Source organism: Bradyrhizobium sp. Rc3b (assembly GCF_900114915.1).
Lineage (GTDB): Bacteria > Pseudomonadota > Alphaproteobacteria > Rhizobiales > Xanthobacteraceae > Bradyrhizobium.
Map to the genome: position 1 here is coordinate 99,350 of NZ_FOUS01000009.1, position 23,599 is coordinate 122,948.

The window sequence follows — 23,599 nt, forward strand, 5'->3', positions numbered from 1 at the left end:
CGCGGCCTGAATTCCGGAGGGCGAGATGGAATTGAGTTCCGATAGTCACGTCCCCAAATACGCGCAGATTGCCGACATCTTCAGGCAGCGGATCGCACGCGGCGTCTGGACCCAGGGGTTTCGCCTGCCGGCCAACGAGGAACTGGCCGCCGAGTTTGGCGTGTCGCGCGTCACGATCAGGCAGGCAGTGGAGCTGCTCGCCCGCGACGGCGTGATCGAGGCACAGCAGGGCCGCGGCACCTTCGTCACAGGGACCGTGCGGCAGGATCGCTGGCTCAAGGTCGAGACGACGCTATCCGATCTCGCCGACATGTACCGCGACACTTCGCCCGAGATCATCAATATCTCGGAAAGCCGCACCAATGCGCCGCTGCTTCCCGGCGACGGCAAGCCGGCCGAAAAATATGTCTTCATGCGTCGGCTGCATTCGCGGGAGAAGCAGCCGTATTGCGTCATTTCCATCTATCTCGACGAGAAGATCTTCCGCAGGTCACCGAAGCGTTTTCGCAACGAGACCGTGATTCCGATCCTGAACGATCTCAGGGATCCCGCCATCGCCAGCGCGCGCCAGACCCTGACGATAGGTGCCGCGGACATCGAAGCCGCGCGGCTGCTGCGCGTGCCGCTGAATTCGCCGGTAGCAGAAGTCCGCCGCATCTTCACGACCGCGGACTGCACCGTGATCTATCTCGGCGAAGTCACCTATCGCGGCGACTTCGTGCGGATCGACATGGATCTGCGGCCCTAGCCCTCTCAACGCGAGAACAGTTCCTGGTTCCGGCGCTCGAGCTCCTCCCCGTAGGTGCGCAGGACGTGGGCTTCGCTTAAGGTGCCGATCGTCGCGCGATGATCGGTGCGATCGACGACCGCGAGCACATCGGCCTCGCTGCGTTCAAAGGCCTTCAGGATCTCGCGCACCGGCGTGGTCGGGAGCAGGCACTCATCCTGTTGCTGGGCCAGTGACCCCAGCTGCTCGTCGTCCTGGTTGGCGACGGAATGCAGCGTCGCGGCGGGCACGATGCCCGCATAGATGCCGCTGGGATCGCGGAGCACGATCTGGCGAACTTGTGCCGGCGAGAACAGCTTTTGCGCCTCGCCGATCGGCATCGTCGTCAGCGCGTTCTCGAAGTCGGTGCGCATCAGCGAAGCCGCGCTCATCTGCCGGACCCAGCCGATGTCTTGCGGGCCGCGGATCACCTCGCCGCGCAGATGGAAGCGCCATGTGGCGAAGCTGTAGCCGAACAGCTCGCGCACGATCAGCGCGCAGACCGACGACGCGACCACCGCCCCAACGGTGACGGAGAAATCGCCGGTGATCTCGAGCGCAAGACACACCATGCTGAACGGCGCGCCAAGGACGCCCGTCCCGAGTGCAGCGAGCGCCGCGATGGCGGCCGTGCCGGGTTGAAGCGCCAGCGTGGGAAGAGGGCCCGTCAGCACGATGCTGTAGAGCTGCCCGATCAGCGCGCCCAGCAACAGCGAGGCGAAGAACAGGCCGCCGCGGAAGCCGGAGCCGAGCGAGATAGCGGAGGCCAGGATCTTGAACACGATCGTGGTCGTGAGCAGAAGCCAGGTCGGATTGCTGACCAGGAGGATCTGCATCGCGCCGTGACCGGCGCCGAGCACAGTGGGCGTCAGCAAGGCGAGGCCGCCGAGGAGGAGGCCGCCGAGAATTGGGCGCAGGAAGCCCTTGAACACCGTGATGCGCTGAAAGCAGCGCTCGGAGAATGCGACGGCGAGCATCACGAGGATGCTGACGAAAGCGCAGATGATGCCGATCAGCACGGTTTGCCCGATCATCTCGACGGAGACCGGCGAGGGGAAGCCGGGCACCATCAGGAAGGACTGGTGCGTCAATTGCCGCGCGACGAGCCATGCGGTGACGGCGCTGGCGATGACCGGCACGAGACCGGCGGACGTATAGGCGCCGAGCACGACCTCGAAGGCGTAGAAGGCACCCGCGAGCGGTGCGGAAAACGCGGCGCTGATCGCCCCCGCGGCGCCGCAGGCCACCAGCAGCCGCATGTCGTTGCGACGGGCAGCCAGGCGCTGGCCGACATGGGAGCCGAACATCGAGCAAATCTGGGTATAGCCGGCCTCCAGACCGACCGATCCGCCGAACCCGTTGGACAGCAGCGTCTGGATCGAGATCAGCAGGCTGCCGCGAAAGGACACCCGGCCGCCATAGATCGCATTGGCCTCGATTGCGTCGGCGAGCTGCTGTCCCTTCACGCGCCGGGCGAAATACAGTCCGATCAGCGCGAGCACCAGGCCGCCGATCATCGGCACGAGCAGCGTGCGCTGCCAGGAGATCACGCCGGTGGCGCTGAGATGTGCATCGAAAGGAATGTCGAACAGCAGGGCGTGAGAAACCTGGCTGAGGCTCGAGATCGCAGCCACCAGCACGCCACTGAGCAGTCCGACGACGATCGCGACCAGCACAAGGCCGGTCTCGCGATTGCGCACGAAGTTGCGCAGGAACAACGGCAGCAGGCGGATGCCGGGAGCCGCGGCCGGCTTCGCAGGATGTGATGCCGGCGCCATCCTAGGCCGGATCCCGCAGCGATTCGGCGCGCACGACGCGGAAGCCGATATTGCTGGACGCGGAGTCGGGCGTGTTGGAGCTTCGCGCCGCGACGCGGTAGCGATTGCAGTAGGATTCGTGGCAGAGGAAGGATCCGCCGCGCATCGACCGGTTGGGAGCAGGCTCGCGGTTCAAGGGATCTCGCGATGGCGTGAGGCGGTGATAGCTCGGGGAAAAATAGTCCTCGCACCATTCCCAGACGTTTCCGGCGACATTGTGCAGGCCATGTCCGTTGGGCATGAAACTGTGAACCGGCGCCGTACCGAAATAGCCATCATCGACAGTATTGCGGTCGGGAAAGTTGCCCTGCCAGATATTGCAGCGATGCTCGCCCCCGGGCTTCAGCTCGTCGCCCCAGGGGTAGGTGGCCCGGTCCAGCCCGCCGCGCGCAGCCATCTCCCATTCCGCCTCGGTCGGCATGCGCGTGCCGGACCATCGGCAATAGGCCTGTGCGTCGTTCCAGGAGACGTGGACGACGGGATGATCGAGCCTGTCCAGGATGCTGCTCGCAGGTCCTTCCGGCTGCGCCCAATAGGCGCGCGTCACCGGGACCCACCATGGCGTTTCCTGAACGCGCGTCGTGCGGGCCGCACGTGTCTCTTCCGGCAACAGCCCGTCGAAGACAAAGCTCCAGCCGTAGCGTTCGGCATCCGTCGTGTAGCCCGTGGCCCGGACGAAGTCGCCGAATTGCAGATTGCTCACGGTGTGGCAGGCAATGGCAAACAGCGACAACGTCACCAGCCGTACCGGGCCTTCGCCGTCCTCGACGAAGCCGATACCGGCGGATCCCATGTGGAAGGTTCCGCCGATCAGCGAGCTCCAGCGGCGCAGGATCGGAGTTGAACTGGGAGTGATCGCCGCTTGCGCATCCTCGCCCATCGCCGGCCCGCTGCCGGCGGCGCGCTGGGTGCAACAGTGTGAGCGATCCCCGGTCATGTCCTATTTCTGCTTCTCTTCCTCCCAGAAGGCTGTGCCGCCTTCCGCCTTCATCAACTCCAGAATCTTCTCGCGCGGGATCACGCCGCAGCGATTGGCCCATTGCTGATACTGCGCCGTCATCTCGCGGACGCGATCCGGATGCTGCGCGGCGAGATCGTTCATCTCGGTGCGGTCCGTCTCCATGTCGTAGAGCTCCCAGGGGCCGGGATACTTCCGCACCAGCTTCCACTTGCCGACGCGAACGGCCGCGTTGCCCTCGTGCTCCCAGAACAGCGGGCCACGGTTGCCATAGGCCGAGGCGAATGACGGCACTAGGCTCTCGCCTTCGCAGGGCAGGATGGCGTTGCCGTTATACTCCTTGGGATAGGTGGCGCCGGTGACGTCGAGAATGGTTGCCATCACGTCGGTGAGCTGGCTCGGATTGTGCCGCAGGCCGCCTCTCTCGGAAATGCCGCGCGGCCAGTGCACTATGAACGGGGTTGCGATGCCGCCTTCGTGGATCCAGTGCTTGTAGAGACGGAACGGCGTGTTGGAGAGGTTGGCCCAGGCGGTGCCGTAGCTCTGGTAGGTGTCCTCGTCGCCGGGCAGCAGGGTCGGGTCATTGCCGAAGCGCACCGGTCTGCCGTCGCGCGTCTTCGCCTGCGCGATCATGAGCTGGTCAACCAGCTCCTCTGCCGTGACACCTTCCGGAATGTCCTCGGCGCAGGCGCCGTTGTCGGAGAGGAAGATGATCAGCGTGTTGTCCATCTGGCCGGTCTCGTCCAGCGCCTTCAGGATGCGGCCGATGCCCTGGTCCATGCGGTCGATCTGGGCCGCGTAGACCTCCATGCAGCGCAGCGTCCATTCGCGCTGCTCCGCGTCGGTCCACGGCGGTTGGGTCGGATCGCGATCGGTCAGGCGCCAGTTCGGATGGATGATGCCGTCGTCGACGAGGCGCTTGAGGCGCTCCTCGCGCAGCCGGTCCCAGCCCGCATCGAAGCGGCCCTTGTACTTGGCGATGTCCTCGTCATGGGCATGAAGCGGCCAATGCGGCGCCGTATAGGCGACGTACTGGAAGAATGGCGCGTCGGGCTTCTGCGCCTTGTGCTGGCGGATGAAGGCGGCAGCCTGATCGCTGATCGCATCGGTGTAGAAGAACGAGGGATCCTTCACCGCCTCGTGCTCGATATTGTCGTTGCCGCGGGTGAGCGTGTTGGGATGGTAAAAGGAGCCGGCGCCGATGATGGTGCCGTAGAAGTGGTCGAAGCCGCGCTGCATCGGCCATGCGTCGGTCGGCTCCGTCAGGCTGCTGGCGATGTGCCATTTGCCGCTGAGGTAGGAGGTGTAGTTCTTGCTCTTCAGGGCTTCGGCGATTGTCACGCAGCTCTTGTTGAGATTGCCGGAATAGCCTTCCGGGCCGTTGCTGTAGGTGAGGATGCCGATGCCGGTCTGGTGCGGATGCAGGCCGGTGAGAAGCGAGGCGCGTGAAGGGCTGCAGCGGGCGGTGTTGTAGAACTGCGAATAGCGCAAGCCATTGGCCGCGAGGTGATCGAGGTTCGGCGTCTGGATCTCGCCGCCGTAACAGCCGATGTCGGAGAAGCCCATGTCGTCGTTGAGGATGAGCAGGATGTTGGGGGTGTCAGGGGTCTTTGCGCCATTCGGCATGTTCTTGTCCTCGTGATTGACGTGTGGCGGTTAGTGGCGGCGCGTCAGGCTGATGCTGAGGCGGAAATATTTCGGCAAGTACACGGCGCGCAGCAGCTCGAGCGCCCGTCCGTCCTTGCCGAAAGTGACGCGCTCGATGGAGAGCAGGGGCGAGCCGACCTTGACCCCCAGCAGCTTGGCGCTGCCGGCGTCGGCGAGGTCGGCGCTGATGGTCTGCTGGGCGTCCTTGATGGCGAGACCAAGCTCGTCCTCGAAGACGCGGTACATGATGATCGAGACCAGATCGCGCTTCTCGAGCTCGAGACCGATATCCGGGGGATAGAAGGCGTGCTCGATGGCGATCGGCGTGTCGTCCGCGAGCCGCAAGCGCCGGAGCTGCCAGACGGCACGCTCGCGCAGCTGCTCGCGAACGGCGGCATCGTGCCGGTTGGTCATGCCCTGCTGCAGGATCGTGGCGCCGGCCTGGTAGCCGGCGTCGCGGATGGTTTCCGAGAAGCCCATTAGGTGGCCGACCCAGTTCTCGGGCTGGTTCGAGCGCAGGAAGGTGCCGCGGCCGCGCGAGCGGTCGAACATGCCTTCGTTCACGAGGGGGGCTATAGCGTTGCGGATGGTGATGCGGCTGACGCCGAAATGGCGGCCGAGTTCGGCCTCGGTCATCAGGCGGCCGGTCTCGTCGATCAACTTGCCGTCGCGCACCTGGCTGCGAATGGATTCACGGATCTGGATATGCAGGGGCGTCGAGCCTTCCGCAACGACATCGCTGCCGAGCGGCGCGGGCTTCTTCTTGCGTGTTTGAATAGCCATGGTGTCAGAGCCGCATGCGTGTTGCTGGATCGAACAGATGAATGTCTTGCGGTCGGGCCGTGATCGAGATCGTGTCGCCCTCGCCGGGAATGTTGCCGTCGGCGACGCGCATGCGGATCATCGTGCCGGCGCAGTCGAGGTCGAGCACGGCGGTATCGCCGAGATCCTCGATCAGATCGACGCGGGCACCGAGGCCACCCACCGCCATGCGCAGGGCGCCGGGCCGAAGTCCAACCACCACATCGCGCTCACCTCGGGTCGTGGCCGTCGTCTTGAGGCGATGGCCGGCGATGATGACGTCGCCGTCCACGTAGCGGGCGGGAACGAGGTTCATCGGGGGATTGCCGATGAAGCCGGCAATGTCGATCGAGTTCGGGCGGGCGAACACCTCTGCGGGCGTACCGACCTGCTGGATCTCGCCTGACATAAACACCGCCATGCGGTCCGCAAGCGTCATGGCCTCTTCCTGGTCGTGGGTGACGTAGACCGCGGTGACGCCGAGCGAGCGCTGCAGCTTCTTCAACTCGGCGCGGGTTTCCAGCCGCAGCTTTGCATCGAGGTTCGAGAGCGGCTCGTCGAGCAGAAACAGGCGAGCTTTGCGCACGATGGCGCGGGCCAGCGCACAGCGCTGCTGCTGGCCGCCCGAGAGCTGGCCCGGCTTGCGGTCGAGCAAATGGTCGATCTTCACCTTGCGCGCCGCGTCCTTCACGGCGGGCGTGATCTCGGCCTTCGGCAGCTTGGCCATCTCCAGCGGGAAGGCGATGTTCTCGGCCACCGTCATGTGCGGGTAAAGCGCGTAGCTCTGGAATACCATGGCGATGTCGCGGTCCCGCGCATTTGTCGAGGTGACGTCCTTGTCGTCGATCAGCACGCGGCCGGCGGTCGGTGCGTCGAGGCCGGCGAGGATGCGCAGCGTCGTGCTCTTGCCCGAGCCGGACGGACCGAGCAGGGCAAAGAACTCGCCGGGCTTGATGTCGAAATTGACGCCCTTCAGCGCGGCGAACTCGCCGTGCATCTTGACGATGTTGCGAAAACTGACCTGACCCTGGCCGCTCATCGGCGTCCTCCGCCCTTGACTGCACCGACCGTCAGGCCCTTCACGATATGCTTCTGCGCGACCACGCCGAGGACGACGACAGGCAGCATGGCGAGAACCGAGACCGCGGCGAGCTTGGCCCACAGCGTCTGCTCGACGGAGACGAAATTGAACATGGCGACCGTGACCGGGCGCACCGTGTTGCCGCTGAGTACGACGGCGAACAAAAATTCGTTCCACGCATTTAGAAACACGAACACGACCGTCACGGCGATGCCGCCACGGACCTGCGGAATGATGATCCGCCACAATGTCTTCAATCGGCTGGCGCCATCGAGATAGGCGGCTTCCTCCATCTCGAAAGGAATGTCCTCGAAATAGGAGACCAGCAGCCAGATCGCGAAGGGCAGGGAGAACGACAGATAGATCAGGATGATGCCCTGATAGGTGTCGATCCAGCCGATGTTCCGCAACACCAGGAAGTACGGGATGATGATGCCGACCGGCGGCAGCATCTGCGTGGCCAGCACGTAGAAGCCCGCGAACTTCTTGCCGCGAAAGCGCAGGCGCGCCAGCGCATAGGCCGCGGGCACCGCCATCAGCATGGTGACCACGGTGGTGCCGACGGAGATGATGACGCTGGAAAGCAGGTTCGGCAGGATTGATCCCGAGCCGAACAATACGTCGCGATAGGCTTCCCACGTCGGCGTGAACACCAGCTTGGGCGGATAGGCCAGCACGTCCGAATCGGTCTTGAGCGAATTCATGACGCTCCAGACGATCGGAAACGCCCAGGCGAGCAGGAAGACTGTGGAGATCGCGAGCAGGGCAATGATGCGGAGGCGCTTGGCGGTCATTTCGCCCTCCGGATCGCGAACAGGATGCCGGAGATGATGATGGTCACGACCAGGAGCGCGACCGCGAGCGCCGAACCGTAGCCGATCGACAGCTCGGTGAAGGATTTCCGATAGGCATAGAGGTTGAGGATCTCGGTCGCGGTGCCGGGGCCGCCGGCGGTGACGGTGAAGATCGCTGCGAACGCGGTCAGCGCCACCATGGTCCGCATGATGATGACCATGACGATCGCCGGGCGCAGCAAGGGCAGGGTGATGCGGCGGAAGCGCTGCCAGGCCGAGGCGCGGTCGAGCCGCGCGGCCTCGTAGATGTCCTCGGGCAAGGAGGCCAGCGAGGCCAGCAGCACCATGAACGCGAACGGCGTCCACTGCCAAGTGTGGATCGCGATCACCGAGACCATCGCAAGCGTGGGATCGCCGAGCCAGTTCTTGCTGCCGAGCCCTGCATTTATCGCGAGGAAGTCGACGATGCCGAATTCCGGCGCCAGCATGAAGGTACGCCAAATCATGCCGACCACGGCCGGGGAAAGGACCACGGGCAGGATGGCGATGACCCTGAACCAGCCCTGGCCGCGCTTCAAGTCCATGACCAGCAAGGCGAGCGCGAGGCCGATGATGACCTGCAGCGCGACGGTCGAGCCGGTATAGACGAGGCTCACCAGCAGCGAGGTCCAGAAGCGCTCGTCGGAGAGCAGAACCTGATAGTTCTCGTATCCGACGAACCCGTTGGTGAACGGCATCGCCAGATCCATCCGGAATGCACTGGTATAGACCAGGAAGAGCAGCGGAAACGTCGTCGTGGCGAGCAGCGCAAGAAAGGCCGGTGCAAGCAGGGCCGCTGCAAACCTGCGCTCGCGCTGCGCCAGGACGCGGCCGAAATCGCTGCGGGGCGCCTCGCTCGCGATCCCGGCCGATGTCACCGCTGTCGTCGTCATGGCTCAGCCGCGCATCATCGGTTCGATGCGGCGCTGTGCATCGTCCAATGCGGCCTTGATCGTGGCCTGGCCGGAGAGGGCCGACTGGATCGCGGTAGCCATGGTGTCGCCGATCGCCGGCCATTGCGGCACGCGCGGACGCCAGTCGACGTCGGTATCCTCCTGCAGGGCACCCATCGTGACCTCGACGAAGTTCTCGCCAAAGCCGTTCATCAGCTTGATGTAGTCGGGATCCTTCCACACCGAGGTGCGGTTGACGCCCGAGCGTTTGGTGGGACCGGCGAACTTGTGCGCGGTGCGCGCCTGGGTCTCGGCACTGGCAGCCCATTGGATGAACAGCCAGGTCGCCTTGCGCTTCTTCTCCGGCAGTGCGGAATTGATCGGGAAGCCCCAATTCCAGATCGACGTGGTGCGCTTGCCCGAGGGGCCCTTGGGCCAGCGCGCATAGGCGACCTTGCCGATCACCTTGGATTTTTCGGGATTGTTGATGACCGAAGCCGACGAGTGTGCGTCGATGTAGCTGGCGACGGTGCCTTGCGAGAAGGCGTCGGCGATGTCGGGCCAGTTCCAGTTCGCCGCCGCGGTCGGCGCGTACTTTTTCATGATGTCGACGTACCAGGCGAGTGCCGCCTCGGCCTCGGGGCCGTTGACGGTGAGCTTGCCACCCTTCATCCAGTCGCCGCCGAATTCGCGGAAGATCGACGGATAGATGTACATGTTCTGGCCGGCACCGGCGACGCCGCGCAACGCTGCGCCCCAGACGCGATCGTTCGGCGTGTTCAACGCTGCGGCATTGGACATGTAGGCCTCTAGCGTGTCAGCCGGCTTCAGGCCCTTCGCGTCATAGAGGTCCTTGCGATAGACCTGAATGGTGACTTCGCCGTCATAGGGCATGCCGTAGAGCTTGCCGTCGATGCCGTTGGCGCTACGCCAGGCCGGGATGATGTCGTCGAGCTTGAACCAGGCCGGATCGGTCAGCGATTTGTCGGCGAGATAAGTGTCGAGCGGCTCCACCCATTTGTTCGCGGCATAGAGCGCGTAATACATGGGATCCGCGGCATGGGTCGCGTAGGTGCCGGTCTTCGAGGTCAGGTCGATGACGCTCTTCTGCCGGATCTGCGCCGGCGGAATCTTCTCGAAGCGGACGTCGATGCCGGTGAGCGCCTTGAATTGCGGCGCCAGCGTGATGAGATTTTCGAAATAGCTCGCCGGGATCACGGCGACCGTGATGGTCTCGCCGGAGACCTGCTGCCAGTCGATCTGAGCGGATTTGTAAGGCGCGAGGTCGGCGTCCTGCGCGGCAGCTTGCCTGAGAAACGCCGGACCAAGCGTCGCGAAAGCGGCGGCTGCGGTTCCCGTCTTGAGTAGCGTTCGTCGCGTCGGCGTGAATGACGACATGTGGTCCTCCCGAAAATCCGGATTTATATTTCCGGTTAGTTAGGACTTTTGCCCAAATGTTATAACAAGTCAATCGCGACAAGGCCGTTCGGCGCGCAGGATGAATCGACCCCAGACCTCGCCTCCGGAAGGCGCGATGGGGCCGAGCAGCGATGAGGTGCAGTTGCCGGCTAGGTGTCGCCGAGGAGTTCGAAATCTGCGCGAGCGTCGCCGGCTGCATGAATCTGGCCGCTATACCGCTGCGCGATCAGCTCGAACGCTGCCGGCAATCGGTCGTCGATGACGAGATGGTGGCACTCGTCGAGGTGGCCGCCACGAACCGTCGCATTGCGCCCGAATTTGGTGATGTCGGCCACGAGCACGGACGTTCGTGAATTGGCGGCGATGGATTGGCGTGCCTTGACTTCATCGACATGGAAGTCGAGCAGCGAGCCGTCTGCATCGACGCCGCCGACGCCGAAGATTCCGAAGTCGGCGCGAAATCCCGAGAAGAAATGCACGGCGGCCTCGCCAATGATGTCGCGGTCGAGCGGCCGCAGCGTCCCGCCGGCAATGGTGATCTCCACGTCCGGATTGTGCGAGAAGGCTGCGGCCACGTTCAGGCTGTTGGTGATCACCCGCAGGTGCCGTCGGCGGGAGAGTGCCTGCGCGACATATTCGGGCGTCGTGCCGAGCCCGATCATCAACGACGTCCCGTCGGGAATGAGTTTGGCGGTCGCATGCGCGATCCGCCGCTTGGCGTCGGCGTTCAGCCTGTGTCTGCTGTTGTAGGCGAGGTTCTGATTCTGGACAGGGAGACTGACCCCGCCGTGCACGCGGCGAAGCAATCCCTGGTCGCAGAGCGCATTTACAAGGCGGCGGATGGTTTGCTGGGTCACCTCGAAACGCGCCGCAAGATGCTCGATGGAAGCGAAGCCTTGCTCGCGCACGATCTCCAGTATGTGGACCTGACGTGTCGTGGCGCTCTTGGCCATGAGCCCTCCGTTCGCGACAAAGGTATCATTTGGACAGACCGGACGCAATTTTCTGTTTCATATGGTGTCACACTATGTTCATATGAACATAATAGTCGCTACGCTGATGAATGCGCGTGGCTCGAGGGAGGATGTATGGGTTGGTCTTTGACCGGCACTGTGCTGCTCCGTTGGAGCGAGCCGCCATCAGCGTAGCCGCATCATGCTGCGAGCGAACCGGCCATGTCGGCGATTACGCTGAATCATGTCTCCAAGTCGTGGGGCGCGATGCGCGCCGTCGATGACATCAGTCTGACGGCGGACGAGGGCTCGCTGCTGGTGCTGCTGGGGCCGTCCGGCTGCGGCAAGTCGACCACGTTGCGGCTGATCGCCGGGCTCGAGGAGGCCGATGCCGGCACGATCGCCATCGGCGGCGTGGACGTGACCCGCCTGTCGCCGGCGGACCGGAAGATCTCCATGGTCTTCCAGTCCTATGCGCTGTTCCCGCATTTGAGCGTGGCCGAGAACATCATTTTCGGCCTGCGCGTGCGGCGGGTGTCGCGCGCCGAACGCGACGCCCGGCTTCGTCGCGTCGCCGACATCGTTGGTCTCGCGCATCTGCTCGATCGCAAGCCGTCGCAATTGTCGGGAGGGCAGCGCCAGCGCGTCGCGCTGGGACGCGCCATCATCGCCGAGGCGCGGGTCTGTCTCATGGACGAGCCGCTTTCCAACCTGGACGCCAAGCTGCGGCACGAGATGCGAACGGAAATCCGCGCGTTGCAGCAGCGTCTCGGCATGACGATGGTCTACGTCACCCACGATCAGACCGAAGCCATGACGATGGCGGACCGCGTCGTGCTGATGCGCGACGGCCGTATCGAGCAGAACGGCTCGCCGGAAGAACTCTATAACCGGCCGGCGACGGCGTTCACGGCGCGGTTCATCGGTACACCGCCGATGAATCTGGTGCGTCAGGGCAATCATCTCATCGGCGTTCGGCCGGAGCACATCCGCATCGTGCCGGATGGGGATCATGCGGCGCGGGTCAAGGCCGTCGAGCATCTCGGGGCCGACAGCATCGTGCTGTGCGACATCGACGGTCAGCCGATCTCGGTGCGACTCGACGGGTTCAGCAAGGTTCAGCCCGGCGAGGATGTCCGTCTGGCCTGGGAGGCCGGTCACGAGCATCGATTCGATCCGGCTACGGAATGCCGATTGGAGACTTCAGCCAGGGAGGGCCGGCTGGCGACCTCCGCTGGATAGCAGCGGTGGCGCTCGGCGGATTACAGAGGGAGAGAGAGATGTTTGCGCGACGAACGATGTTGATGGCAGCCGCACTTGCCGTGCTCTCGATGCGTCCCGCCGCTGCGGTGGATCTGACGATGTACTATCCGGTCGCGGTCGGAGGTCCCGTCACCAAGATCATCGATGACATGGTTTCGCGCTTCGAGAAGGACAATCCGGATATCAAGGTGACGGCGGTCTATGCTGGCAACTACACGGACACGATGACCAAGGCGATGACCGCCATGAAGGGCGGGCAGCCGCCGCAACTGTCGGTGTTGCTGTCGACCGACGTATTCACGCTGATGGACGAGAATGCCGTCGTGCCGTTTGACGACCTCGTCGGCGACAAGGCCTGGTTCAAGGAATTCTATCCCGCGTTCATGGCCAACGGCCAGGTGGACGGCAAGACCTGGAGCATCCCGTTCCAGCGTTCGACCATCGTGCTGTACTGGAACAAGGACGCCTTCAAGGAAGCCGGCCTCGATCCCGAGAAGGCGCCGGCGTCCTGGGACGAAATGGTCGAGATGTCGAAGAAGCTGGTCAGGAAGGACGGCGCCAACACGACGCGTTGGGGCGTCGAGATCCCGACGACCGGCTACGGCTACTGGATGCTGCAGGCGCTCGCCATTGAGAACGGCCAGAAGATGATGAACGAGGCCGGCACCGAGGTGTATCTCACCGCGCCGAAGACGGTCGGCGCGCTCGACTACTGGGTCGACCTGTCGCGCAAGCACAACGTCATGCCGACCGGCAGCATCGACTGGGCGACGCTCCGCACCGACTTCCTCGAAGGCAAGACGGCGATGATGTGGCACACGACGGGCAACCTCACGGCGGTCAAGGACGCCGCGAAATTCCAGTTCGGCGTGGCCATGCTGCCGGCCAAGGAGCGGCGGGGATCGCCGACCGGCGGCGGCAGCTTCTACATCTTCAAGAGCGCTTCGGCCGAGCAGCAGAAGGCCGCCGTCAAGTTCATCCAGTGGATGACGGCGCCCGAGCGTGCGGCGGAATGGAGCATGAAGACCGGCTACGTCGCGGTGTCGCCGGCCGCCTACAAGACCAAGGCGATGGAAGACTACGCCAAGGGCTTTCCGCAGGCGACCGTCGCGCGCGATCAGCTCGAGCATGCCGTGCCGGAGCTCTCCGTCCACGAGAACGGTCGCATCTACAAGTTCGTGAACGATGCCGTGCAGGCTGCGGTCACGGGCTCGCAGAAGCCGCAGGAAGCGCTGGCCGCAGCGCAGGCGCAATCCGACCGCGTGCTGCGCGCCGCCAAGTAAGCGCAAAGTAAGGGACATGGCGGGGTGGCGGTTCGCCGCCATTCCGCCGACTCTAGAATGACCGACTTCGCCGCCTCATCGCCAATCTCCGAACGCCGCGCCCGGTCGCAGGCGTGGTGGAATGCCGTGAATGCGTGGCTGCTGCTGTTGCCGGCGGCGGTGCTGCTGGTTGCGTTCACGCATTGGCCGATCCTGGCGACGATCCGGCATTCGCTGTTCATCACCAAGCGGAACGGCACCGAGGTCTTCGTCGGGGCGGACAGCTACCGGGCCATGGCGGCCGATCCGATCTTCTGGAAGGCGCTGGTCAACAATTTCTGGTTCGCGCTCGGCACGATCCCGACGTCGATCGCGCTCGCGCTGATCATGGCCGTTTGGGTCAATCGCAACATGCGCGGCCGCGGCTTTCTGCGGCTGGCGTACTTCACGCCGACCGTGCTGCCGATGATCGCCGTCGCCAACATCTGGCTGTTCTTCTACACGCCGGATTACGGCGCGCTCGATCAGCTGCGCGGGCTGTTCGGCCTCGGCGGCCGGAACTGGCTCGGCGATCCCTCGACGGTGATGGGCTGCCTGATCGTTATGGTGATCTGGAAGGAAGCCGGCTTCTTCATGATCTTCTATCTGGCGGCGCTGCAGCAGCTCTCGCCGGACCTCGATGAGGCCGCCTCCATCGAGGGCGCGAGCCGATGGTACACGTTCCGCCGGATCACTTTTCCGCTGCTGATGCCGACCACGCTGTTCGTGGCCATCAATGCGGTCATCAACTCGTTCAAGCTGGTGGACCATCTGGTCATCATGACCAAGGGCGGTCCCAACAACGCCAGCACGCTACTGCTCTATTACATCTATGAGGTCGCCTTCACGTTCCAGGATTCGTCCTACGCGGCAACGTTGACGGTTGTGCTTCTCATGCTCCTGAGCGCGATTGCGCTGATCAAGTTCGGCTATCTCGATCGCAGGATCCACTACCAATGAGAGGCCGGACACACCCCGTCGAAGCCGTCGCAGCATGGCTCCTGGCTTTGATTTGGCTCGCCCCGCTGGCCTATGCCTTCTGGAGCGCGCTGCATCCGGCTGCCTACGCCACCTCGTTCAGCCTGTCCGCGCCCTGGACGCTGGAGAATTTCACGCGGGCCTGGAAGCAGGCGCCGTTCGCCCGGTACTATCTCAACACGGTCGTGCTGGTGACGTTGGTTCTTGTTGGCCAACTCATCCTGTCGACGCTGGCTGCGTATGCCTTTGCGCGCTTCAGGTTCAAAGGTAGCGGCATGGCGTTCGCCCTCGTGCTGCTCCAGCTGATGATCATGCCCGACGTCCTCATCGTCGAGAACTATCGCGCGATTGCCAAGCTGGGCTTGCTCGATACGATCCCTGCCATCGCGCTGCCTTACATGGCGAGCGCCTTTGGCATCTTTCTGCTGCGGCAGACCTTCAAGAGCGTGCCTCAGGAGCTGGTCGAGGCCGCGCGGGTCGAGGGAGCAGGCCCACTCGTGATCCTTTGGCGGGTCTATGTGCCGTTGGCACGCCCCACCTACGTCGCCTTCGGCCTCGTCTCCGTCAGCTATCACTGGAACAACTTCCTGTGGCCGCTGATCGTCACGAATTCGGTGGAAGCGCGTCCGCTCACGGTGGGTCTTGCCGTGTTCGGCGCGCCTGAAACTGGTGTGGATTGGTCGGTGATCACGGCCGCGACCGTGATGACGATGGCCCCGCTGCTGATCGCGTTCCTGCTGTTCCAGCGTCAGTTCGTTCAGTCATTCATGCGCGCGGGTATCCGGTAATGCGGCTTCTCACCTGGAACATTCAGTGCGGCAAGGGGTGCGACGGCGTCACCGATCTGTCCAGGATCGTTGCCGTCGCCAGGCAGTCGCTCGATGCCGACGTGTTCTGCTTCCAGGAAGTGAGCGCCAATTTTTCGAGATTTGGCGATGGCGCGGATCAGAGCGCCCAGCTCGTGGCCTTGCTGCCCAGCTACTCCGCGATATTCCGGCCGGCGATCGAGACGGTGGATCGCGCGGGCAGTATCCACTGTTTCGGCAACATGACGCTGTCGCGGTTGCCGGTGCTGCAGATCGCCAATCACCTCTTGCCGTTCCCGGGCGCGGGTGGGGTGCGCAGCATGCGCCGTCACGCCCTGGAGGTGACGGTTCAAGCCTCGTTTGGCGCGATCCGCATCGTCAACACGCATCTCGAGTTTCATTCGGCCGATCAGCGTCAGGCGCAGATCACGCGGCTGCTCGACCTGCAGCAGGACGCATCGGGGAGTCCCAAGCAGGCCAGCTCCCGGCACGATGAGCCATATGGGAGCCAGACCGTCGCGGCGTCGAGCCTGATGTGCGGCGATTTCAATTTCGACGTGGCCGATCCCCAGCACGCCCTGATCGACCGCGCCGGCCGGCCCGGCCTGAATTACCGCGATGCGTGGACCGCCAATCGTCCGGGTCGCCCGCGGGCGCCGACATGCGGCATCTTTGATCGCGCGCAATGGCCCGACGGGCCGGACTGTCGCGACTTCATCTTCGTCACGGAGGATCTGGTCCGTCGCGTGCGCAGCATCGAGGTCAACGCAGCAACCGATGCGTCCGACCACCAACCCCTCGGGATCGAAGTGGCGGACTAGAGAATGGCGAAGTCATCAAAGCTTGTTGTGGCAAGGAAGGGCAGGGTGCTCCTCGTCAGGCGGCGGCGCGACAAGCGCTGGATGTTTCCGGGCGGCCGCAGGCGTGCCGGCGAGAGTGAGAGAAAGTGCCTCGATCGCGAGATCATGGAGGAGCTGCCCAAGCTCAGGCTTGGCGAGTTGAGGCTGTGGAAGGAAGTCAACGGCAAGAACCGCAGGTCCGGCCGAAGGATGAGCGATGCGATCTTCCTGGGCAAGAAGGCCTCGGGTCCCCTGAAGATCGGCGACAAGAAGGAGCTCGACCGGGCGGAATGGCGCAAGCCGCGCGGACTGAAGCTGACCCCAACCTCGCGCTACATTCGCGACAAGCTGTTTCCGAAATAGGCGGGGGCCTGGCTGTTCGCTGTGCGGAGCAGTACAGGCAGTCTAACCAGTTGCGCGCGGGAGCACGCCCCTGGCAGTGATCTCCGCCGAGAGTTCTTCGATCGTCTTGCGCTGCTCCATCGCGGTTCTGCGGATCAGGGCAAAGGCGGCAGGTTCGGCGAGCGCATGCGAATGCATCACCTGGAGAACGGCGGCGAGCACGACGCGACGCGACCGCAGGCGCTGCTCAAGCTTGAGAATCTGCTGCTTCAATTCGCCTGTGCGTTCGTTGCGCTCGAATGCCATGACGAGCGCTGCGTAAATGCCGGCGGACCGCAGCGGCTTGATCAGGAACGATGCCGGGTCGAGCTCGAACACCAGCTTGAGGCGGCTCGGCGTTTCGGTGCCGAGCAGGGCGATGACGGGCGATCGCGCCAGGTACGCGCGTTGCGCCGGTTGCAGCAGGGGCAGGAACTCGTCGTCGATCAGCGATAGATCAGGGGCGAAGCCGACGGGCTCCGCCGGCGTCCATGCGACACCCTCGATCCCGAGACGTTCGAACTGCCGTCGCACGATGGTTGAGTCGCGCTCGTCCTTGATGGCGACGAGCGCCTTGCGTCCGCGTAGCGAAAATGAAGACGGTCTGCTCATTTCACAACCCGCAAATGCGGCGCGTTCGGCAATGCGCAGCCCGCCGAGGTGTCTTTCGACGGGCTGACGGCAACGTCGAGCTGCGTCAGGTAGGGATCAGGCTTAACAGGCGCGTCGGCTTCCCAGAAAATATCAAACTGTCCTTGCGGATTGGATACGGCAAGCCGTGGTGTAAGGACGCAATGATTGTTGCCGCCATCGATCCACACCGGTCCTTGCGGCGAATTGTAGCGATAGCCCGCCGCGGCGCGCCGCACCTCGGCAATGTCGGACGTCCCCGCGCGCTGCAACGCGCGGGCCAGCAGATAGACCGCGACATAGGCGGACTGCCCGTCCACGGAAGGACTGCTGTCCGCGCCGTAGCGCGCCTTCCAGCGTGCGACGAAGGCGCGGTTCTCCGGCAGGCGGATGCTCTCGAAATAGGCCGACGAGGTGATGCAGCCGGCCGATGCCGGACCGACGATCGCCAGTTCCGGCTCGCAGAGGCTGCAGCTCAGCATGGGTATCTCGAGGCCGGCGGCTTTGGTGCCGGCGTCAAAGGCGCGGATGAAGTCGTAGCTCGAGCTTCCGACCAGCGTGTTGAACACGATCGGCGGCTTGCGGCGGACGATCTCGTCGACGATGTGACCGACGGCGCTTTCGCCGAGCTCGAGCAGCCGTTCGGCGAGGATGTGGCCATCTGCCGCGCTGACCAGCTCACGGGTGACGCGATTGGTCTCCCAGGTCCACACATAGTTGGAGCCGACACAGAAAAACTCTCGCGACAGATTGTCGAGCACGTAGCGGACCAGCGGCAACACGTTGTGATTAGGCGAGGCGCCGACATAGATCACGTTGTCCGAGCACTCGAAGCCCTCGTAGCGGGCGGGATACCAGAGCAGGCGATCGGTGCGCTCCACGATGGGGAGGACCTGCTTGCGCGAGGCCGAGGTGTAGCAGCCGATGATGTGCTCGACGCCGACATTGCGGATCAAATCGTCACAGACCGTGTGATATTCGGAGACGATGCCGCGGGGGTCGCGGATGTGGGGCGTGATCGAGAAGGCGAACTCGGTCTGCGTGTTGATCTCGTCGACCGCCATCATCGCGCTCTTGAGGATCTCGCGGCCCATTGCCTGATAGGGCCCTGACTGCGAGCAGATGATGCCAACGGGAACAGACGGCTTTGTCATTGACGGCTTTCGATCGCGAAACGCGAAGATGAAATCATCATCGCCGATGAGAGCGCAAGGGGCTTAGAGTCGGCTTGCCGTTTTTCTGCGCAGCACTCTCGAAATTTAGGCAGGGAGTATCGTTGACAACACGATGGTCAGTTACTTAGACTTTTCTCCTACAGGGCGACCTGTCGAACCTCGCGTGCGCTGATCTGGCCGATGACGTCCAGCTCTTTGCTAACCAAGTGCTTCGTTCGATCACGGCCCCTAAGCGATAGATCATAGCCGCGGCATTTGAGCCATTCGTTACCTCATTCGGGAGGGGCGGGTGGCTTTTTTCGTTTTGCCGCCAGGACAGCTGGCGATGCGTCCGCGTCGCCAGAACGGTGACGCATGTCCGCGCGCGAGCGTGCGTGTGCGTCACATCGCGTGGGAGGATAGGAACGATGGCGGCAACAGATCTCCACTATCTCGGTCTCGTCGACGTCGGACGGAAGATCCAGGCGGAGGAGCTGTCGCCGGTCGAAGCCACCAAGGCGATGCTCGGCCGGATCGAGAAGCTCGACGGCAAGCTCAAAAGCTTCGCCTATGTCATGGCCGACTCGGCGCTCGCGGAAGCGGCCGCGGCCGAGAAGGAGATCGCTTCCGGCAAGATCAGGGGACCGCTGCACGGCGTGCCGGTCGCTGTGAAGGATCTCTGCTGGGCCAAGGGCGCGCCGGCCGCGCATGGCATGACGATCCATCGCGACTTTCGCCCGACCGAGGACGCCACGGTGGTTGCGCGGCTGAAGGAGGCCGGCGCGATCATCCTCGGCAAGCTGCAGCAGACCGAGGGCGCCTATGCCGATCATCATCCGAAGATCGACCCGCCGAAGAATCCGTGGAACGCGGATCTCTGGCCCGGCGCATCGTCGAGCGGCTCGGGCGTGGCGACCGCGGCCGGCCTCTGCTTCGGCTCGCTCGGCACCGATACCGGCGGGTCGATCCGCTTTCCGTCCGCGGCCAATGGTGTCACCGGGCTCAAGCCGACCTGGGGACGGGTCAGCCGCTACGGCGCGTTCGAGCTGGCACCGACGCTGGATCACATCGGCCCGATGGCGCGGAGCGCGGTCGATTGCGGCGCGCTGCTTCGCGTGATCGCCGGGCAAGATCCCAAGGATACGACGGCGGTTCCGCTGTCGGTACCCGATTATCTCGCCGGCCTGACCGGCGATCTGCGCGGCGTGACCATCGGCCTCGACCGGCGCTGGACCAGCGAAGGCACCGACGGCGATGCCGGCAAGGTGCTGGCCGAGGGGTTGCGGGTCGCGGCCGATCTCGGTGCGAAGATCAAGGAAGTTGCCTTTCCCGATCCCAAAGCGATCATCGACGACTGGTTCCCGCTCTGCGGCATCGAAGTCGCGGTCGCGCATGAGGAGACCTATCCAGCGCGCAAGGACGAGTACGGCCCGGCGTTGACCGGCCTGCTCGATCTCGGCCGGCAACAGTCCGGCATGGATTACCAGAAGATCGCGCTCCGACGCGAAGCGTTTCGCGGCGCCGTGCGTGTGCTGTTCGAGACGGTCGATCTCCTCGCGATCCCGGCCCAGGCGTTCGCCGCGCCGACGCTTGCCAAGATGGCAGCGCTCGGTGAGGACGCCTCGCTGATCGGAGGCCTGCTCCGCTTTACATGCCCGTTCGACATGACGGGAAGCCCGACCGTGACGTTGCCCGGCGGCTTCGCGGCGAACGGCGGCCCGATTGGCTTCCAGTTCGTCGGCCGTCATTTCGATGAGGCCGGTCTCGTTCGCGCGGGCGATGCGTTCCAGCGCGTCACCGACTGGCACAAGCGTCATCCCGCGATCTGAGTCGAGGAGCCGATCTCATGTCTGAAGACTGGTTGAAGACATCCATCATGGCCAAGCGCGCCGTCGCCAAGGGCGCGACCGGCACGACACATAGCCTGACCATCGAGCAGCAGGGGGACTTCCACTACGTCTATGGTCCCTATGCCAAGCCGACCCTGTCGATCGACCCCGGCGGGGTCGTCGTCGTCGAGACCGAAGATGCGTTCGGCGGCGTGTTGACCAAGGACACCGACAGTCCCACCGCCAAGTTGAACTTTCCCTATCTCAACCCGCAATGCGGGCCGATCGCGGTGAAGGGCGCCAAGAAGGGCGATTGCCTCGCGATCTATATTCGCGACGTCGAGACACGGGGCGAGCAGCCGGCCGGCACGACCTGCATCATTCCGGAGTTCGGTGGGCTGGTCGGGACCGGGTCGACGGCACTGCTCAATCCGCCGCTGCCGGAGCGCGTAAAGAAGCTGCATGTCGACAGGAGCGGCGTGCGCTGGAACGACAAGCTCACGCTGCCCTACGAGCCCTTCATCGGCACCATCGGCGTCTCGCCGGAGATCGAGGCGATCTCGTCGCTGCAGCCGGACTATCACGGCGGCAACATGGATTTGCCCGATGTTGCGCCCGGCGCGATCATCTATTTCCCGGTGCATACCGACGGCGGGATGCTCTACGTCGGCGACTGCCACGCAACGCAGGGCGACGGCGAACTCTCCGGCGTTGCGCTCGAGCAGCGTGCGACTGTCACGCTCCAGGTCGATTTGATCAAGAATTGGAGCTTCGCCTGGCCGCGGCTCGAGACCAAGGACTTCATCATGACGATCGGCAGCGCGCGTCCGCTCGAGGACGCCGCGCGCATCGCCTATCGCGAACTGGTGCGGTGGATGGCGGCCGATTACGGCTTCGACGAGATCGACGCCTACATGCTGCTCAGCCAGGCCGGCCGCATGCGCCTCGGCAACATGGTCGACCCCAAATACACGATGGGGGCGTCCATCTTGAAGAATTACCTCAAGCCATGACACCCAGCCGCTTTCCATAGAGGGGACATCACGATGAATTCGGGACACAAGCTACGGATGGTTTTGCTCGGCGCCATGTTCGGAACCGCGGCGTCGATGAGTATTGCCAACGCCGCGGAGCCGCCGCTGAAGGTGGGTCTGCTCGAAGACGTGTCCGGCGATCTTGCCTTCATGGGCATGCCGAAGCTGCACGGCTCGCAGCTCGCCGTCGAGGAGATCAACAAGAGCGGCGGCATTCTGGGCCGGCAGATCGAGCTGATCCACCTCGATCCCCAGGGCGATAACGCACGCTACCAGGAATTCGGCCGGCGCCTGCTCAATCGCGACAAGGTGGACGTACTGATCGGCGGCATCACTTCGGCCTCGCGCGAGGCGCTGCGTCCGATCGTCGATCGCACCACGACGCCGTATTTCTACACCAACCAGTACGAAGGCGGCGTCTGCGATGCCAGCATGATCAGCATGGGCGCGGTGCCCGAGCAGCAATTCTCGACGCTGATCCCCTGGATGGTCGAGAAGTTCGGCAAGAAGGTCTATGTCATCGCGGCCGACTACAATTTCGGCCAGATCTCGGCGGAGTGGAACCGCAAGATCATGAAGGAACTCGGCGGCGAGGTCGTCGGCGAGGAGTTCATCCCGCTCGGCGTGTCGCAGTTCGCGCAGACCATCCAGAACATCCAGAAGGCCAAGCCCGACTGGCTGCTGACGATCAATGTCGGCGCTGCCCAAGATTCGTTCTTCGAGCAGGCGGCGGCGGCCAACCTCAATTTGCCGATGGGCTCGTCGATCAAGGTCATGCTCGGCTTCGAGCACAAGCGGTTCAAGCCGCCGGCCCTCAACAACATGCACGCGACTGCGAACTGGTTCGAGGAGATCGATACGCCCGAGGCCACCGAGTTCAAGAAGCGCTGGCACGCCAAGTTCCCTGACGAGCTTTACATCAACGACATGGGGTACAACGCCTATAACGCGCTCTACATGTACAAGGCGCTGGTCGAGAAGGCGAAATCGATCAAGCTCGAGGACATGCGGAAAGTGATCGCGACCGGCGATGCCTGCATCGACGCGCCCGAGGGCAAGGTCTGCATCGACCCGAAGAGCCAGCACACCTCTCACCGCATGCGCCTGATATCGGTCGGGCCGAAGCACGAGGTGAAGGTCGAGAAGGACTACGGCACGATCCAGCCTTACTGGCTTGGCGAGATCGGGTGCGATCTCACCAAGAAGAACGACAAGGATCAGTACACGCCGAGCCATCTCCCCAAGAAGTCCTGAGGCGGGCACGGATCTTGCTCGTGTTTGATGTCACGTTTCTGAACAAGACCGGCGCCGCAACGACGCGGCGTCGGGATCGGCAAGGGGACCAAGATGTCGGCTGAAGTGTTCTCGCTGTTCTACCAGTTCGCCGACGTCTTCGCGTTCCTCATTCTCTCGGCCGCAGGCCTCGCCATCGTGTTTGGCATGATGGGTGTCATCAACATGGCGCATGGCGAATTCATAATGTGCGGCGCCTATGTGACCGTCGGCTTGGTGAATCTCGGCGTGCCGCTCGCGATTGCCCAGATGCTGGCCGCGGTGACGGCCGGGCTCATCGGTGTCCTCGTTGAATTCCTCGTCGTGCGGCGGTTCTACAAGCGCCCCCTGGATTCGCTGCTCGCGACCTGGGGACTTAGCCTGATCGTGACGCAGTCGATGCTCCTGATCGTCGGTTCCGCCGTGCGCGGCATCGGGACGCCCGAGGGGAGCTTTGCGATCGGCGGCTATACGTTCTCGACCTACCGCCTGGTGCTGTTCGGTTGCGCCGTGGCGGTGCTGGCCGGCCTCTACACCATCTTCATGAAGACGCGCTTTGGCGTGATCGCGCGAGCGACGATGCAAAATGCGGCAATGGCCAAGGCGCTGGGTGCACGCACCGGCCGCATCTATGCGATCAGCTTCGGGATCGGAACCGGCCTTGCCGGGCTTTGCGGCGCGCTCTACGCGCCGACCATGACGCTGATCCCGACCATGGGCGCGACCTTCGTGGTCGAGAGTTTTGTCACCGTCGTGATCGGCGGAGCCAACGTGCTGCTCGGAACGGCGCCGGCCGCCGTGTTCCTGGCGATGATCCGGATGGCGTTGAACGCGAGCTACGGCCAGATCATCGGACAGATCGGCATGCTGGTCGCCGTCATCCTGATCATCCGCGTCTTGCCCGAGGGACTCTCCAGCGTGCTGGTTCGCCGTGGACGCTAAAG

22 protein-coding genes are annotated in these 23,599 nt (G+C 63.9%); 11 read left to right on the forward strand and 11 right to left on the reverse strand.

The window, feature by feature from the left end; all coding sequences use genetic code 11:
- The first annotated feature begins 25 nt into the window (after positions 1–25).
- Entirely contained in the window at positions 26–748 is a 723-nt protein-coding gene (locus tag BM190_RS21795) for a GntR family transcriptional regulator (protein ID WP_092258906.1), read from the forward strand.
- A 5-nt stretch (positions 749–753) separates the two neighbouring features.
- On the opposite strand, the gene BM190_RS21800 is transcribed toward BM190_RS21795, so the two are convergent.
- The 9 genes from BM190_RS21800 to BM190_RS21840 all read right to left on the reverse strand — a co-directional run bounded on the left by BM190_RS21800 (position 754) and on the right by BM190_RS21840 (position 11,168).
- The gene (locus tag BM190_RS21800) at positions 754–2,544 is read right to left on the reverse strand and encodes a chloride channel protein (RefSeq protein ID WP_092258909.1); all 1,791 of its coding nucleotides are present in this window, start codon (positions 2,542–2,544) and stop codon (positions 754–756) included.
- 1 nt (position 2,545) lies between these two features.
- Positions 2,546–3,520 (reverse strand): formylglycine-generating enzyme family protein, encoded by a 975-nt coding sequence (locus BM190_RS21805; protein WP_177237214.1) that lies wholly within the window; start codon positions 3,518–3,520, stop codon positions 2,546–2,548.
- Positions 3,521–3,523: 3 nt separating this feature from the next.
- A complete protein-coding gene (locus tag BM190_RS21810) occupies positions 3,524–5,167 on the reverse strand; it encodes an arylsulfatase (RefSeq protein WP_092258915.1) in 1,644 nt (547 codons plus the stop codon).
- Between the two features lie 30 nt (positions 5,168–5,197).
- Positions 5,198–5,971 (reverse strand): GntR family transcriptional regulator, encoded by a 774-nt coding sequence (locus BM190_RS21815; protein ID WP_063684289.1) that lies wholly within the window; start codon positions 5,969–5,971, stop codon positions 5,198–5,200.
- Positions 5,972–5,975: 4 nt separating this feature from the next.
- Positions 5,976–7,028 (reverse strand): ABC transporter ATP-binding protein, encoded by a 1,053-nt coding sequence (locus tag BM190_RS21820; RefSeq protein WP_092258918.1) that lies wholly within the window; start codon positions 7,026–7,028, stop codon positions 5,976–5,978.
- Positions 7,025–7,864, reverse strand: a complete 840-nt coding sequence (locus BM190_RS21825) for a carbohydrate ABC transporter permease (protein ID WP_063684287.1) — start codon at positions 7,862–7,864, stop codon at positions 7,025–7,027. The genes BM190_RS21820 and BM190_RS21825 overlap by 4 nt, the downstream gene beginning before the upstream one ends.
- Entirely contained in the window at positions 7,861–8,796 is a 936-nt protein-coding gene (locus tag BM190_RS21830; RefSeq protein ID WP_092258921.1) for a carbohydrate ABC transporter permease, read from the reverse strand. The genes BM190_RS21825 and BM190_RS21830 overlap by 4 nt, the downstream gene beginning before the upstream one ends.
- A gap of 3 nt (positions 8,797–8,799) precedes the next feature.
- Complete coding sequence (locus BM190_RS21835) at positions 8,800–10,194, reverse strand: ABC transporter substrate-binding protein (protein WP_092258924.1); 1,395 nt, start codon at positions 10,192–10,194, stop codon at positions 8,800–8,802.
- A gap of 170 nt (positions 10,195–10,364) precedes the next feature.
- Positions 10,365–11,168 carry a DeoR/GlpR family DNA-binding transcription regulator gene (locus tag BM190_RS21840; RefSeq protein ID WP_092258927.1) on the reverse strand — a complete coding sequence of 268 codons (804 nt, stop codon included), beginning with the start codon at positions 11,166–11,168 and terminating at the stop codon, positions 10,365–10,367.
- Positions 11,169–11,390: 222 nt separating this feature from the next.
- Here BM190_RS21840 and BM190_RS21845 point away from each other — a divergent pair, with 222 nt between their 5' ends.
- Genes BM190_RS21845 through BM190_RS21870 form a run of 6 tightly spaced genes read left to right on the forward strand, consistent with a single transcriptional unit; the run spans position 11,391 to position 16,718 of the window.
- Entirely contained in the window at positions 11,391–12,410 is a 1,020-nt protein-coding gene (locus BM190_RS21845; protein WP_092258930.1) for an ABC transporter ATP-binding protein, read from the forward strand.
- Positions 12,411–12,466: 56 nt separating this feature from the next.
- On the forward strand, positions 12,467–13,714 hold the full coding sequence (locus BM190_RS21850) for an ABC transporter substrate-binding protein (protein ID WP_092258933.1): 1,248 nt from the start codon (positions 12,467–12,469) through the stop codon (positions 13,712–13,714).
- 57 nt (positions 13,715–13,771) lie between these two features.
- The gene (locus BM190_RS21855) at positions 13,772–14,692 is read left to right on the forward strand and encodes a carbohydrate ABC transporter permease (protein WP_018321019.1); all 921 of its coding nucleotides are present in this window, start codon (positions 13,772–13,774) and stop codon (positions 14,690–14,692) included.
- Positions 14,689–15,498 (forward strand): carbohydrate ABC transporter permease, encoded by an 810-nt coding sequence (locus BM190_RS21860; protein WP_018321018.1) that lies wholly within the window; start codon positions 14,689–14,691, stop codon positions 15,496–15,498. The genes BM190_RS21855 and BM190_RS21860 overlap by 4 nt, the downstream gene beginning before the upstream one ends.
- Positions 15,387–16,337 (forward strand): endonuclease/exonuclease/phosphatase family protein, encoded by a 951-nt coding sequence (locus tag BM190_RS21865; protein ID WP_244550701.1) that lies wholly within the window; start codon positions 15,387–15,389, stop codon positions 16,335–16,337. Before BM190_RS21860 ends, BM190_RS21865 begins: the two co-directional genes overlap by 112 nt.
- 3 nt (positions 16,338–16,340) lie before the next feature.
- Positions 16,341–16,718, forward strand: coding sequence for an NUDIX hydrolase (locus BM190_RS21870; RefSeq protein WP_018321016.1), 378 nt, complete (start codon positions 16,341–16,343; stop codon positions 16,716–16,718).
- Between the two features lie 42 nt (positions 16,719–16,760).
- Here the strand turns inward: BM190_RS21870 and BM190_RS21875 are convergent, their stop codons facing one another.
- On the reverse strand, positions 16,761–17,348 hold the full coding sequence (locus BM190_RS21875; RefSeq protein ID WP_018321015.1) for an ANTAR domain-containing response regulator: 588 nt from the start codon (positions 17,346–17,348) through the stop codon (positions 16,761–16,763).
- On the reverse strand, positions 17,345–18,520 hold the full coding sequence (locus BM190_RS21880) for a transporter substrate-binding domain-containing protein (protein ID WP_018321014.1): 1,176 nt from the start codon (positions 18,518–18,520) through the stop codon (positions 17,345–17,347). The genes BM190_RS21875 and BM190_RS21880 overlap by 4 nt, the downstream gene beginning before the upstream one ends.
- 428 nt (positions 18,521–18,948) lie before the next feature.
- On the opposite strand from BM190_RS21880, the gene BM190_RS21885 reads away from it, so the two are divergent.
- The 4 genes from BM190_RS21885 to BM190_RS21900 all read left to right on the forward strand — a co-directional run bounded on the left by BM190_RS21885 (position 18,949) and on the right by BM190_RS21900 (position 23,597).
- Entirely contained in the window at positions 18,949–20,349 is a 1,401-nt protein-coding gene (locus tag BM190_RS21885) for an amidase (protein ID WP_018321013.1), read from the forward strand.
- 17 nt (positions 20,350–20,366) lie between these two features.
- Positions 20,367–21,362: an acetamidase/formamidase family protein gene (locus tag BM190_RS21890; RefSeq protein ID WP_018321012.1), complete on the forward strand. Its 996-nt coding sequence runs from the start codon at positions 20,367–20,369 to the stop codon at positions 21,360–21,362.
- 33 nt (positions 21,363–21,395) lie between these two features.
- Positions 21,396–22,637, forward strand: a complete 1,242-nt coding sequence (locus BM190_RS21895) for an urea ABC transporter substrate-binding protein (RefSeq protein WP_026202469.1) — start codon at positions 21,396–21,398, stop codon at positions 22,635–22,637.
- Between the two features lie 93 nt (positions 22,638–22,730).
- Positions 22,731–23,597, forward strand: coding sequence for an ABC transporter permease subunit (locus BM190_RS21900; RefSeq protein WP_018321010.1), 867 nt, complete (start codon positions 22,731–22,733; stop codon positions 23,595–23,597).
- The last annotated feature ends 2 nt before the right edge of the window (positions 23,598–23,599 follow it).

Coding starts and splice junctions, on each gene's coding strand:
- BM190_RS21795 (WP_092258906.1), top strand. CDS start 26: ATGGAATTGAGTTCCGATAGTCACGTCCCCAAATACGCGCAGATTGCC.
- BM190_RS21800 (WP_092258909.1), bottom strand. CDS start 2,544: ATGGCGCCGGCATCACATCCTGCGAAGCCGGCCGCGGCTCCCGGCATC.
- BM190_RS21805 (WP_177237214.1), bottom strand. CDS start 3,520: ATGACCGGGGATCGCTCACACTGTTGCACCCAGCGCGCCGCCGGCAGC.
- BM190_RS21810 (WP_092258915.1), bottom strand. CDS start 5,167: ATGCCGAATGGCGCAAAGACCCCTGACACCCCCAACATCCTGCTCATC.
- BM190_RS21815 (WP_063684289.1), bottom strand. CDS start 5,971: ATGGCTATTCAAACACGCAAGAAGAAGCCCGCGCCGCTCGGCAGCGAT.
- BM190_RS21820 (WP_092258918.1), bottom strand. CDS start 7,028: ATGAGCGGCCAGGGTCAGGTCAGTTTTCGCAACATCGTCAAGATGCAC.
- BM190_RS21825 (WP_063684287.1), bottom strand. CDS start 7,864: ATGACCGCCAAGCGCCTCCGCATCATTGCCCTGCTCGCGATCTCCACA.
- BM190_RS21830 (WP_092258921.1), bottom strand. CDS start 8,796: ATGACGACGACAGCGGTGACATCGGCCGGGATCGCGAGCGAGGCGCCC.
- BM190_RS21835 (WP_092258924.1), bottom strand. CDS start 10,194: ATGTCGTCATTCACGCCGACGCGACGAACGCTACTCAAGACGGGAACC.
- BM190_RS21840 (WP_092258927.1), bottom strand. CDS start 11,168: ATGGCCAAGAGCGCCACGACACGTCAGGTCCACATACTGGAGATCGTG.
- BM190_RS21845 (WP_092258930.1), top strand. CDS start 11,391: ATGTCGGCGATTACGCTGAATCATGTCTCCAAGTCGTGGGGCGCGATG.
- BM190_RS21850 (WP_092258933.1), top strand. CDS start 12,467: ATGTTGATGGCAGCCGCACTTGCCGTGCTCTCGATGCGTCCCGCCGCT.
- BM190_RS21855 (WP_018321019.1), top strand. CDS start 13,772: ATGACCGACTTCGCCGCCTCATCGCCAATCTCCGAACGCCGCGCCCGG.
- BM190_RS21860 (WP_018321018.1), top strand. CDS start 14,689: ATGAGAGGCCGGACACACCCCGTCGAAGCCGTCGCAGCATGGCTCCTG.
- BM190_RS21870 (WP_018321016.1), top strand. CDS start 16,341: ATGGCGAAGTCATCAAAGCTTGTTGTGGCAAGGAAGGGCAGGGTGCTC.
- BM190_RS21875 (WP_018321015.1), bottom strand. CDS start 17,348: ATGAGCAGACCGTCTTCATTTTCGCTACGCGGACGCAAGGCGCTCGTC.
- BM190_RS21880 (WP_018321014.1), bottom strand. CDS start 18,520: ATGACAAAGCCGTCTGTTCCCGTTGGCATCATCTGCTCGCAGTCAGGG.
- BM190_RS21885 (WP_018321013.1), top strand. CDS start 18,949: ATGGCGGCAACAGATCTCCACTATCTCGGTCTCGTCGACGTCGGACGG.
- BM190_RS21890 (WP_018321012.1), top strand. CDS start 20,367: ATGTCTGAAGACTGGTTGAAGACATCCATCATGGCCAAGCGCGCCGTC.
- BM190_RS21895 (WP_026202469.1), top strand. CDS start 21,396: ATGAATTCGGGACACAAGCTACGGATGGTTTTGCTCGGCGCCATGTTC.
- BM190_RS21900 (WP_018321010.1), top strand. CDS start 22,731: ATGTCGGCTGAAGTGTTCTCGCTGTTCTACCAGTTCGCCGACGTCTTC.